12 protein-coding genes are annotated in these 11989 nt (G+C 63.8%); 4 read left to right on the forward strand and 8 right to left on the reverse strand.

Annotated elements, in window-relative coordinates; genetic code table 11:
• Window positions 1-10: 10 nt before the first annotated feature.
• The 7 genes from L880_RS0109775 to L880_RS0109805 form a co-directional block, all read right to left on the reverse strand.
• Window positions 11-1321 carry a citrate synthase gene (locus L880_RS0109775; RefSeq protein WP_019574358.1) on the reverse strand — a complete coding sequence of 437 codons (1311 nt, stop codon included), beginning with the start codon at window positions 1319-1321 and terminating at the stop codon, window positions 11-13.
• Between the two features lie 64 nt (window positions 1322-1385).
• Window positions 1386-1703: a succinate dehydrogenase assembly factor 2 gene (locus tag L880_RS0109780; RefSeq protein ID WP_027475524.1), complete on the reverse strand. Its 318-nt coding sequence runs from the start codon at window positions 1701-1703 to the stop codon at window positions 1386-1388.
• A 10-nt stretch (window positions 1704-1713) separates the two neighbouring features.
• A complete protein-coding gene (locus L880_RS0109785) occupies window positions 1714-2418 on the reverse strand; it encodes a succinate dehydrogenase iron-sulfur subunit (RefSeq protein WP_019574360.1) in 705 nt (234 codons plus the stop codon).
• A gap of 25 nt (window positions 2419-2443) precedes the next feature.
• Window positions 2444-4252 (reverse strand): succinate dehydrogenase flavoprotein subunit, encoded by a 1809-nt coding sequence (sdhA, locus tag L880_RS0109790; protein ID WP_027475525.1) that lies wholly within the window; start codon window positions 4250-4252, stop codon window positions 2444-2446.
• 3 nt (window positions 4253-4255) lie between these two features.
• Window positions 4256-4621: a succinate dehydrogenase, hydrophobic membrane anchor protein gene (gene sdhD, locus L880_RS0109795; protein WP_019574362.1), complete on the reverse strand. Its 366-nt coding sequence runs from the start codon at window positions 4619-4621 to the stop codon at window positions 4256-4258.
• Window positions 4622-4641: 20 nt separating this feature from the next.
• On the reverse strand, window positions 4642-5073 hold the full coding sequence (gene sdhC, locus L880_RS0109800) for a succinate dehydrogenase, cytochrome b556 subunit (protein ID WP_019574363.1): 432 nt from the start codon (window positions 5071-5073) through the stop codon (window positions 4642-4644).
• Window positions 5074-5213: 140 nt separating this feature from the next.
• The gene (locus L880_RS0109805) at window positions 5214-5999 is read right to left on the reverse strand and encodes a GntR family transcriptional regulator (RefSeq protein WP_027475526.1); all 786 of its coding nucleotides are present in this window, start codon (window positions 5997-5999) and stop codon (window positions 5214-5216) included.
• Between the two features lie 216 nt (window positions 6000-6215).
• On the opposite strand from L880_RS0109805, the gene L880_RS0109810 reads away from it, so the two are divergent.
• The 4 genes from L880_RS0109810 to acnB are packed head-to-tail and all read left to right on the forward strand — an operon-like array spanning window position 6216 to window position 11444.
• Window positions 6216-7202 carry a malate dehydrogenase gene (locus L880_RS0109810; RefSeq protein ID WP_027475527.1) on the forward strand — a complete coding sequence of 329 codons (987 nt, stop codon included), beginning with the start codon at window positions 6216-6218 and terminating at the stop codon, window positions 7200-7202.
• Window positions 7203-7216: 14 nt separating this feature from the next.
• Complete coding sequence (locus L880_RS0109815; RefSeq protein ID WP_027475528.1) at window positions 7217-8209, forward strand: HpcH/HpaI aldolase/citrate lyase family protein; 993 nt, start codon at window positions 7217-7219, stop codon at window positions 8207-8209.
• A gap of 21 nt (window positions 8210-8230) precedes the next feature.
• Window positions 8231-8794 (forward strand): hypothetical protein, encoded by a 564-nt coding sequence (locus L880_RS0109820; RefSeq protein WP_027475529.1) that lies wholly within the window; start codon window positions 8231-8233, stop codon window positions 8792-8794.
• Between the two features lie 58 nt (window positions 8795-8852).
• Window positions 8853-11444 (forward strand): bifunctional aconitate hydratase 2/2-methylisocitrate dehydratase, encoded by a 2592-nt coding sequence (gene acnB, locus L880_RS0109825; RefSeq protein WP_027475530.1) that lies wholly within the window; start codon window positions 8853-8855, stop codon window positions 11442-11444.
• A 148-nt stretch (window positions 11445-11592) separates the two neighbouring features.
• Here the strand turns inward: acnB and L880_RS0109830 are convergent, their stop codons facing one another.
• On the reverse strand, window positions 11593-11976 hold the full coding sequence (locus L880_RS0109830) for a DUF3597 domain-containing protein (protein WP_027475531.1): 384 nt from the start codon (window positions 11974-11976) through the stop codon (window positions 11593-11595).
• Between the last annotated feature and the right edge of the window lie 13 nt (window positions 11977-11989).

Raw genomic sequence — 11989 nt, forward strand, 5'->3', positions numbered from 1 at the left:
GCCGGGGTCATCAACGTTGGCCCAGGGGCTTGACGTCGCGGCGGGGCGAGCCGGTGAACAGCTGACGCGGACGGCCGATCTTGTACTCGGGGTCGCCGATCATTTCGTTCAGCTGGGCGATCCAGCCCACGGTACGGGCCAGCGCGAAGATGGCGGTGAACAGGCTGACCGGGATGCCGATGGCGCGTTGCACGATGCCCGAGTAGAAGTCGACGTTCGGGTACAGCTTGCGCGACACGAAGTAGTCGTCCGACAGGGCGATGCGCTCGAGTTCCTTGGCCAGCTTGAACAGCGGGTCGTTTTCCAGGCCCAGGGCTTCCAGCACTTCGTTGCAGGTTTCCTGCATCAGCTTGGCGCGCGGGTCGTAGTTCTTGTACACGCGGTGACCGAAGCCCATCAGGCGCACGCCCGAGTTCTTGTCCTTCACCTTTTCCATGAACTCGCCGACCTTGGCCACGCCGCCCATGGCCTGGATTTCTTCCAGCATGTTCAGGCAGGCTTCGTTGGCGCCACCGTGGGCCGGGCCCCACAGGCAGGCCACGCCGGCGGCGATGGCTGCGAACGGGTTGGTGCCCGACGAGCCGCACAGACGCACGGTCGAGGTGGAGGCGTTTTGCTCGTGGTCAGCGTGCAGGATGAAGATGCGGTCGAGCGCGCGCTCGATCACCGGGTTCACCTTGTACTCTTCGCACGGGGTGGCGAACATCATGCGCAGGAAGTTGCCGGCGTACGACAGATCGTTCTTCGGGTACATGAAGGGCTGGCCCACGCTGTACTTGTAAGCCATGGCGACCAGGGTCGGCAGCTTGGCGATCAGGCGGATGGCAGCGATCTCGCGGTGCTCAGGGTTGTTGATGTCGGTGCTGTCGTGGTAGAAGGCCGACAGACCGCCCACCAGACCGGTCAGCACAGCCATCGGGTGTGCATCGCGGCGGAAGCCACGCAGGAAGAACTGCATCTGTTCGTTCACCATCGTGTGCTGGGTGACACGGTTGGTGAAGTCGGACTTTTGCGTGGCGTTCGGCAGTTCACCGTACAGCAGCAGGTGGCAGGTTTCCAGGAAGTCGCAGTTCACGGCCAACTGCTCGATGGGGTAGCCGCGGTACAGCAGTTCGCCCTTGTCGCCATCGATGTAGGTGATGGCCGACTGGCACGAGGCTGTCGACAGAAAGCCCGGGTCGTAGGTGAACATGCCGGTCTGCGCGTACAGCTTGCGGATGTCGATGACGTCCGGACCGATGTTGCCGTGGTAGACCGGCAGGTCGACGCTGGGGCTGCCGTTGCTGAACGACAGGGTGGCTTTATTGTCAGCTAGCTTCATATGCACTTTCCTAGAGTAATTTGCCCGTCTTGGGTGGGGGCTCTGCCAGGCCTCTGATGAGGCCTCAGGGGGTCAGCAGGGCCAGTACTGCACGCACTTCTTCAGTGTCCAATGCCTCGGCCAGCGGCTTGCGGCGCAGCAGCAGGTCGAGCAGATCGTTGTCTGCCAGGTCCATCAAGGCATACATGCCCCGGGCGTGGCCCACGGTGAGGTGGGTGCCGTGCCGGGTGAAGAACTTCTCGATGAACAGGTCGTTTTCCAGCAGGCCACGGCGGCAGCGCCACTGCAGCTTGCTGTAGGCACGTTCACCCAAGGGTTCGTCGGCGGCCCGCTGGGCGAGCTCGCCGTCATCTCCGAGGTGACTGGGCAGATCAAGTTTCATGCCAGAACCATCAAACGGCCCGACGGACCATCAGTTCCTTGATCTTGCCAATCGCCTTGGTCGGGTTCAGGCCCTTGGGGCAGACATCGACGCAGTTCATGATGGTGTGGCAACGGAACAGACGGTACGGGTCTTCGAGGTTGTCCAGGCGCTCGGTGGTGGCTTCGTCGCGGCTGTCCGCGATGAAGCGATAGGCCTGCAGCAGACCGGCGGGGCCCACGAACTTGTCGGGGTTCCACCAGAAGCTGGGGCAGCTGGTCGAGCAGCTGGCGCACAGAATGCACTCGTACAGGCCGTTGAGCTCTTCACGCTCTTCGGGCGACTGCAGGCGCTCCTTCTCGGGCGGCACGTTGTCGTTGATCAGGTAAGGCTTGATCGAGTTGTACTGCTTGAAGAACTGGGTCATGTCCACGATCAGGTCGCGGATGACCGGCAGACCGGGCAGCGGCTTGAGCGTGATCACGCCCTTGAGCGTGTTCATGTTCGTCAGGCAGGCCAGACCGTTCTTGCCGTTGATGTTCATGGCGTCGGAGCCGCAAACCCCTTCGCGGCAGGAGCGGCGGAAGGCGATGCTGGGGTCTTGGGCCTTGAGCTTGATCAGGGCGTCCAGCAGCATGCGTTCGTGACCGTCGAGTTCGATCTCGATGGTCTGCATGTAGGGCTTGGCATCCTTGTCCGGATCGTAGCGGTAGATCTGAAAAGTACGTTTCGTCATATCGTGGGCTTTCGTGCGGGACGGATCAGAACGTGCGGACCTTGGGCGGCACGGATTCGACGGTGCGCGGCTTCAGGTTCACGGGCTTGTAGGTCAGGCTGTTGGAAGCGCTGTGCCACAGGGTGTGCTTCATCCAGTTGGCGTCGTCGCGGCCCAGCGGCGCGGTGGGGTGGTCGGCCGGATGTTCGTAGTCGTCCACGGTGTGGGCGCCACGGCATTCACGGCGGGCAGCGGCCGAGACCATGGTGGCCTGGGCGGCTTCGATCAGGTTGTCGACTTCCAGCGCTTCGATGCGCGCGGTGTTGAACACCTTGGAGTTGTCGGCCAGACCCACGCTCTTGGCGCGTTCGCGCAGTTCAGCGATCTTGACCACGCCTTCGTCCATGCCAGCCTGGGTGCGGAACACGCCGGCGTGCTGCTGCATCGCAGCGCGGATGTCGTTGGCCACGTTCTGGGCGTATTCGCCGTTCTTGGCGTTGTCCAGACGGTTCAGGCGCTCCAGGGTGTAGTCGGCAGCGTCGGCCGGCAGCGGCTTGTGCGACTTGGTGCGGCTGGCGAATTCGACGATGTGGTTGCCGGCAGCGCGGCCGAACACCAGCAGGTCGAGCAGCGAGTTGGTGCCCAGGCGGTTGGCGCCGTGCACCGACACGCAGGAGCATTCACCCACGGCGTACAGGCCATTGACGACCTGGTTGTGAACGTCACCGTTCTGCACCACGACCTGACCATTGACGTTGGTCGAGATACCGCCCATCTGATAGTGGATGGTGGGCACGACCGGGATCGGTTCGCGGGTGATGTCGACGTTGGCGAAGTTCACACCGATTTCGTACACCGAAGGCAGGCGCTTGTGGATGGTTTCGGCACCCAGGTGGTCCAGCTTCAGCAGGATGTAGTCCTTGTTGGGACCGCAGCCACGGCCTTCCTTGATTTCCTGGTCCATCGAGCGCGACACGAAGTCACGCGGGGCCAGATCCTTCAGGGTGGGCGCATAGCGCTCCATGAAGCGTTCGCCATTGCTGTTGAGCAGAATCGCGCCTTCGCCACGGCAGCCTTCGGTCAGCAGCACGCCGGCACCGGCCACGCCGGTGGGGTGGAACTGCCAGAACTCCATGTCCTGCAGCGCGATGCCGGCACGAGCGGCCATGCCCAGACCGTCGCCGGTGTTGATGAAGGCGTTGGTGGAGGCCGCGAAGATGCGGCCGGCACCGCCGGTGGCCAGCAGCACGGTCTTGGCGTGCAGCACGTGCAGGTCACCGGTTTCCATTTCGAGGGCGGTGACGCCGACCACGTCGCCTTCGGCGTCGCGGATCAGGTCCAGGGCCATCCACTCGACGAAGAAGCTGGTCTTGGCCTTGACGTTTTGCTGGTACAGGGTGTGCAGCATGGCGTGACCGGTGCGGTCAGCGGCCGCGCAAGCACGTTGCACCGGCTTTTCGCCGTAGTTGGCGGTGTGGCCGCCGAAGGGACGCTGGTAGATGGTGCCGTCCGGGTTGCGGTCGAAGGGCATGCCCATGTGCTCGAGGTCGTACACGACCTTGGGCGCTTCCTGGCACATGAATTCGATCGCATCCTGGTCGCCGAGCCAGTCGGAGCCCTTGATGGTGTCGTAGAAGTGATAGTGCCAGTTGTCTTCGGACATGTTGCCCAGCGAGGCGCCGATGCCGCCTTGCGCCGCCACGGTGTGCGAGCGGGTGGGGAACACTTTGGACAGGACGGCCACGTTCAGGCCAGCACGGGCCAGTTGCAGCGATGCGCGCATGCCGGAGCCGCCGGCCCCCACGATGACGACGTCAAACTTGCGGGTGGTGATGCCAGATTTCGAGTAAGTCATTTTTTACAGTCTCCACAGGATTTGAATCGCCCAGCCAGCGCAGCTGACGAGCCAGACAATGGAGAAGATTTGCAGGGTGAGACGGAGACCGACGGGCTTGACGTAGTCCATGAAGATGTCGCGCACGCCGATCCAGACGTGGTAGAGCAGGGCGATGATGACCGAGAAGGTCAGGGCCTTCATCCACTGGGCCGAGAAGATGCCGGCCCACTTGTCGTAGCCGATGGGGCCCGAGCCCAGAAGCACCTGGGCCAGCAAGATGATCGTGAACAGGGCCATCAGGCCGCCGGTGATGCGCTGGGCCAGCCAGTCGCGCAGACCATAGTGAGCACCGACGACGATGCGCTTGGAGCCGTAATTGACGGACATGGGGTGTTGCTCCTGTGTAATCAGTAGAGGCCGAACAGCTTGGCGCCGAGCACCAAAGTGAGGGCGATGCTCAGGGTGAGGGTCACGAGGGCGGAGCTCTTGCCGAACTCCTTGCTCACGGCGTGGTTCACGTCCATGTAGAGGTGGCGCAGGCCGGCGATGAAGTGGTGCAGGTAGGCCCAGATCAGGGCCAGGGCCACCAGCTTGATGAAGGCGCCCGGAACAAAACCAAGGCCGCTGTTGAAAGCGGCCTTGAACTTCGAAAACGAAATTTCGGAGGAGACGGAAACGTCAAACATCCAGATGATGAAGGGCATCAGCAAGAACATGATGACGCCGCTGGCGCGGTGAAGAATCGACACCCAACCGGCCGGGGGCAGGCGGTAGGTGGTCAGGTCCTTGAAGGCGTTGATGTTGCGGAACTCTGGCCGCTTTTTTGCGAGTTCGGACATTGGATGTGCTTTCGTGGATGTAACTGCTCTGTAATTTCGTAAATGCGAACGACCCAAAATTCTATTGCAATGCAGCAATGGGGGGCTTGGGACGGCGCCTATTTTCGACGTTTCTCATCAAGTTGGTGCAGCTTCTTTCTTTAGTTGAGTTCGTTCCTGTAGTGATGGGTGTCGGTGCGGTAAAGACCGCGCCGCAGTTCCATGGGGGTGTTGTTGTAGGTGTAGGCCACGCGCTCCACGCTCAGCAGAGGGGTTTGCGGGCTGATCTGCAGCAGACGGGCCTGTGTTTCGTCGGGCAGGACGGCCTTGATTTTTTCTTCGGCGCGGACCATGCGCACGCCAAATTCGAGCTCGAACATGGCGTAGGTGGCGCCATGAAACTGAGCCATTTGCTCGGCTGTCAGGCCCTTGAAAGCCTGACCCGGCAACCAGAGGTCTTCCAGGATGGTGGGCACGCCGCCGAAGGCGAGGATCCTGCGCACCTGCAGCACGGCGTCGCCGCTGCGCAGGGCCAGGGGGCGCGCCACTTCGGCGCTGGCGCGGGCGCGCCGGCACTCGATGATGGTGCGCTGGGCCGGGCCTTCGGCCGCGATGTCGCCGACATCGGGTTTGAGCTTCAGGAAGCGGTACTGGACGTGCTGCTCGGCATGGGTGGCCACGAAGGTCCCCTTGCCCTGGCGGCGCACCACCAGGTTGTCGGCCGCCAACTCATCGATGGCCTTGCGCACCGTGCCCTGGCTGACCCGGTAGCGCGCAGCCAGATCCATCTCACTGGGGATGGCCTCGCCGGGCTTCCAGTCGCCCGCCTGCAGGCTTTGCAGGATCAGGCCTTTGATCTGTTGGTACAGTGGGCTGAAGGCGGGGGTGACCATGCCGCCCGCGTCCGGGGAACTGGCGTCGGAAAGGCTCAGCGAGGGCGGTGGCATGGTGGCGTCGGGTGGCATCGGGCTTGGCGTGGTCCGCGTGAATTTTTCAACGCGGCGCGGGTTCGCATCATATCTTATATAAGACATAAGACAAATTGACCGAGGTCCTGTAACGAGAGTACACTCTTGTGCTGTTTCGCAGGCTCGGACGCTAGTTCCTGGGACAGGTCCAGCACTGTGGCGACACCCGTTTTACACAACCTCCTGGAGTTCCTCATGAGCAAAAAGCCCGTCCGTGTTGCCGTTACCGGCGCCGCAGGCCAAATTGGTTACGCCCTGCTGTTCCGCATCGCCTCCGGCGAAATGCTGGGCAAGGACCAGCCGGTGATCCTGCAATTGCTGGAAATCCCCGACGAAAAGGCCCAGAACGCGCTCAAGGGCGTGATCATGGAGCTCGAAGACTGCGCCTTCCCGCTGCTGGCCGGCATTGAAGCCCACAGCGACCCGATGACCGCCTTCAAGGACACCGACTACGCCCTGCTGGTGGGTTCGCGTCCGCGCGGCCCGGGCATGGAACGTGCCGAGCTGCTGGCTGTCAACGGCGCCATCTTCATCGGCCAGGGCAAGGCCCTGAACGCCGTGGCTTCGCGCAACGTCAAGGTGCTGGTGGTCGGCAACCCCGCCAACACCAACGCCTACATCGCCATGAAGTCGGCCCCGGATCTGCCGGCCAAGAACTTCACCGCCATGCTGCGCCTGGACCACAACCGCGCTGCCTCGCAACTGGCTGCCAAGACCGGCAAGGCCGTGTCGGACATCGAAAAGTTGGCCGTGTGGGGCAACCACTCGCCCACCATGTACGCCGACTACCGTTTCGCCACCATCGGTGGTGAGTCGGTCAAGGCCCTGATCAACGACGAAACCTGGAACCGCGAAACCTTCCTGCCCACCGTGGGCAAGCGTGGCGCCGCCATCATCGCCGCCCGCGGCCTGTCGTCGGCTGCTTCGGCTGCCAACGCCGCCATCGACCACATGCGCGACTGGGCCCTGGGCACCAACGGCAAGTGGGTCACCATGGGCATCCCGTCGGATGGCTCCTACGGCATCCCCAAGGACGTCATGTTCGGCTTCCCGGTCACCACTGAAAACGGTGAGTACAAGATCGTTCAAGGTCTGGAAATCGACGCCTTCTCGCAAGAATGCATCGACAAGACCCTGAAGGAACTGACCGACGAGCAAGCTGGCGTGGCCCACCTGCTCTGATCGGACTGCAATCCGTGAAGAAGCATCCGCGCGACGTCTTGCTGGAAGCCCAGGCCCAAAGGGGCCTGTTGCCGGTCTGTGACCATTACAGCGGCGTTGAGCTGCGGATGCGCAAAAGCCTGCAGCTGCAGGCAGAGATGACCGAGCGCCTGGGCACCTGTGTCTTCGACGTCACCCTTGACTGCGAAGACGGCGCTCCGGCCGGTGGCGAGGCAGAACATGCCGCGCTGGTCGCCGAGCTGGCCCTGGGCGCTGCGCCCGGCGCCCGCGTGGCGGCCCGTGTCCACCCGGTCGACCACCCCTCTTTTGACGCCGACGTGCAGACCATCGTGGGTCGCGCCGGAGCCCGCCTGTGCCATGTGATGGTGCCCAAGGTGGAATCTGTGCAAGACGTCGAGCGCGCAGCCCGTGCCCTGGCGGCTGCGGGCCACCCTGATCTTCCGCTGCAGGTGCTGATCGAGTCGCCTGCCGCCGTCCACCGTGCCTTCGACATCGCGGCCTGCCCCCAGGTGCAGTCGCTGAGCTTCGGCCTGATGGACTTCGTCTCGGCCCACGCGGGTGCGATTCCCTCTGCGGGCATGGGGGCTGCCGGGCAGTTCACCCACCCGCTGGTGGTGCGTGCCAAGCTTGAGATCGCCTCGGCGGCCCACGCCCACGGCAAAGTGCCCTCGCATTGCGTGGTCACCGAATTCAGCGACATGGCCGTGATGCGCGCCGCCGCCCAGAAGGCCGCGCGTGAGTTCGGCTATGCCCGCATGTGGAGCATCCACCCTTCGCAAATCCAGCCCATCCTCGAGGCCTTTTCGCCCGATGAGCGGGAGATCGAGACCGCAACGCGCATCATCATGGCGGCGGAGGCCGCTGATTGGGCCCCGATCAGCCACGCCTCGCAGCTGCATGACCGCGCGAGTTACCGTTATTTCTGGCAAGTGCTGGAGCGCGCCCACCAAACCGGCTGCGCCCTGCCTGCCGAGGCGCAGGCGTATTTCGCGCCTGCCCACCCTTGACCGACCCCGGGAGTTACAAGCATGAAACATCTGATCGCAGCAGCCCTGATCCTGGGTGCCAGCACCCTGGCCCTGGCCCAGAATCCGACGGCTGACACGGCCCACAAGGCCCACAGCGAAAAGAGCGCCAAGGCCAAGGCCAAGCCCAGCGCCAGCCGCACCGAAATCAAGAGCACCGCCAAGAACATGGCCGCCGGTGTGGAGGCCGCCGAGGCCGCCCTGTCGCCCGAAGAGCTGGCCCTGGCCGACCGTGTGCACACCGGCCGCATCCCCTGCGAGCTGGGTGCCTACGTGACCGTCACGGCCGACGAGAAGGCCCCCGGCTACTTCAATGTGGTGGGCAAGGGCTTCAAGTACCGCATGTCGCCGGTGGCGAGCCGCACAGGTGCTCTGCGCCTGGAAGACGAGAAGGCTGGCGCCGTGTGGATCCAGATCGCCAACAAATCGATGCTGATGAACCAGAAGCTGGGCCAACGCCTGGCCGACGAGTGCATGAGCCCGGAACAGGCCATTGTGGCCGACAGCCTGCGCAAGAACCCGGCCCCAAGCTTGCTTGACACCCCGGCCACCGCGCTGGCCAAGTGAACTTCAGATTTTCAAAAACCGCCCCACTATCCCCTTAGTGAACTGACAGGAGAACAACATGTTGCAAGCCTACCGCCAACACGCTGCCGAACGCGCAGCCCTGGGCATTCCGCCCCTGCCGCTGGATGCCAAGCAAGTCGCCGACCTGATCGAACTGATCAAGAACCCGCCGGCGGGTGAAGACGCCTTCCTGCTCGACCTGCTGACCCATCGCGTGCCCCCGGGCGTGGACGATGCCGCCAAGGTCAAGGCCAGCTTCCTGGCTGCCGTGGCGCATGGCGACATCGCTGTGGCCCTGATCTCCAAGGCCAAGGCCACCGAGCTGCTGGGCACCATGGTGGGCGGCTACAACGTGCACCCCCTGATCGAACTGCTGGACGACGCTGAAGTGGCTGCCGTGGCCGCCGAAGGCCTCAAGAAGACCCTGCTGATGTTCGACTTCTTCAACGACGTGGCCGAAAAGGCCAAGGCCGGCAACGCCAAGGCCAAGGAAGTCGTGCAGAGCTGGGCTGACGCCGAGTGGTTCACCACCCGGCCTGAAGTCGAGAAGAAGATCACCGTCACCGTGTTCAAGGTGCCTGGCGAAACCAACACCGACGACCTGTCGCCCGCACCTGACGCCTGGAGCCGCCCGGACATCCCGCTGCACTACCTGGCCATGCTGAAGAACACCCGTCCTGACGCGGCCTTCAAGCCCGAGGAAGACGGCAAGCGCGGTCCGATGCAGTTCATCGAAGACCTCAAGAAGAAGGGCCACCTGGTGGCCTACGTGGGCGACGTGGTGGGCACCGGCTCCAGCCGCAAATCGGCCACCAACAGCGTGATCTGGGCCACCGGCCAGGACATCCCCTTCGTGCCCAACAAGCGCTTTGGTGGCGTGACCCTGGGCGGCAAGATCGCCCCCATCTTCTTCAACACGCAAGAAGACTCGGGCTCGCTGCCGATCGAAGTCGATGTGTCCAAGCTCGAAATGGGCGACGTGGTCGACATCCTGCCGTACGAAGGCAAGATCGTGAAGAACGGCGAAACCGTCTCCGAGTTCAAGCTCAAGAGCGATGTGCTGTTTGACGAAGTGCGCGCCGGTGGCCGTATCAACCTGATCATCGGCCGTTCGCTGACCGCCAAGGCCCGTGAATTCCTGGGCCTGGGTGCTTCCACCCTGTTCCGTCTGCCGCAGGCACCTGCCGCCACCAACGCTGGCTTCACCTTGGCCCAGAAGATGGTTGGCCGCGCCGTCGGCCTGCCCGAAGGTCAAGGCGTGCGCCCGGGCACCTACTGCGAACCCAAGATGACCACCGTGGGCTCGCAGGACACCACCGGCCCCATGACCCGTGACGAGCTGAAGGACCTGGCTTGCCTGGGCTTCTCGGCCGACCTGGTGATGCAGTCTTTCTGCCACACAGCAGCCTACCCCAAGCCGGTGGACGTCAAGACCCACCGCGAACTGCCGGCCTTCATCAGCAGCCGCGGCGGCGTGGCCCTGCGCCCGGGCGACGGCGTGATCCACAGCTGGCTGAACCGCCTGCTGCTGCCTGACACCGTCGGTACCGGTGGCGACTCGCACACCCGCTTCCCGATCGGTATCTCGTTCCCGGCAGGTTCCGGCCTGGTGGCCTTCGGCGCCGCCACCGGCGTGATGCCCCTGGACATGCCGGAATCGGTGCTGGTCCGCTTCAAGGGCCAGATGCAACCCGGCGTCACCCTGCGTGACCTGGTGCATGCCATCCCGCTGTACGCCATCAAGGCCGGTCTGCTGACCGTGGCCAAGGCCGGCAAGAAGAACGTGTTCTCGGGCCGCATCCTCGAAATCGAAGGCCTGCCTGACCTCAAGGTCGAGCAAGCGTTCGAGCTGTCCGACGCCTCGGCCGAGCGCTCGGCTGCCGGCTGCACCATCAAGCTCAACCCCGAGCCGATCAAGGAATACCTCACCAGCAACGTCGTGCTGATGAAGAACATGATCGCCGACGGTTACGCCGATGCCCGCACCCTGCAACGCCGCATCGAGAAGGTCGAAGCCTGGCTGGCCCAGCCCAATCTGCTCGAAGCCGACAAGGACGCCGAATATGCGGCCGTCATCGAGATCGACCTGGCCGACATCAAGGAGCCGATCGTCTGCTGCCCGAACGACCCGGATGACGCCAAGTTCCTGTCCGAAGTGGCCGGCACCAAGATCGATGAGTCCTTCATCGGTTCGTGCATGACCAACATCGGTCACTTCCGCGCTGCAGCCAAGCTGCTGGGCGGCCAGCGCGATATCCCCGTCAAGCTGTGGGTGGCCCCGCCGACCAAGATGGACCAGAGCGAGCTGATCAAGGAAGGCCATTACGCCGCCTTCGGCACCGCCGGTGCCCGCACCGAAATGCCGGGCTGCTCGCTGTGCATGGGCAACCAGGCCCAGGTGCGCGAAGGTGCCACCGTCATCTCGACCAGCACCCGCAACTTCCCGAACCGCCTGGGCAAGAACACCAACGTGTTCCTGGGCTCGGCCGAACTGGCCGCCATCGCCTCCAAGCTGGGCAAGCTGCCCACCGTGGCCGAGTACCACGAAGCCATGGGCATCGTGAACAAGGACGGCGCCTCGATCTACAAGTACCTCAACTTCAACCAGATCGAAGAGTACGCAGAAGTGGCCAAGGGCGTGAGCGCCTGAGGACCCAGGGCCTGAAAAGGCCTTGTTTCAGCCTCGCGGCTGAAACGCTTTTTCCAAAAGAAAGCCCCGCCGGATCACACCGGCGGGGCTTTTTGTTTTTGTCAGCCTGGCGACCCCAGGTTTCCCAAGGAGCGCGCTGTGGGGCTGATCAGTGCAGCAGCTCTGCCGGCACATTGCCCCCATTGGCGGCCAGCTTTTGCAGCACCGTCTTGTGCAGCCAGATGTTCATGGCGGCGGAGTCGCCCATCCGGTCGGCCGGGCAGCCCAGTTCGGTGGCCAGCGCCTTGCGGGCGGCCAGGCTGCTGTCCAGGCCCAGCAGCTTCATCAGGTCGACGATGGAGACCTTCCAGTTGAGCTTTTCGGCGTGGCTGGCGGCCAGTGCCTCCAGTTGGCCCAGCACGTCGACCTCGCTGATGGCCGTGGGGCCTGCGGTGGGCGCCGGCGCTGTGGGCGCGCTGGGCGCTTGCTCGGCGGCGGCCACGGCCTGTTCGCCGAAGCCCAGTTTGGAAAGAATGCTGCTGAAAAAGCCCATGGAGAACTCCCGG

Origin of the sequence: Curvibacter gracilis ATCC BAA-807 (assembly GCF_000518645.1) — a bacterium.
In the GTDB taxonomy this organism is placed as follows: Bacteria; Pseudomonadota; Gammaproteobacteria; order Burkholderiales; family Burkholderiaceae_C; genus Curvibacter; species Curvibacter gracilis.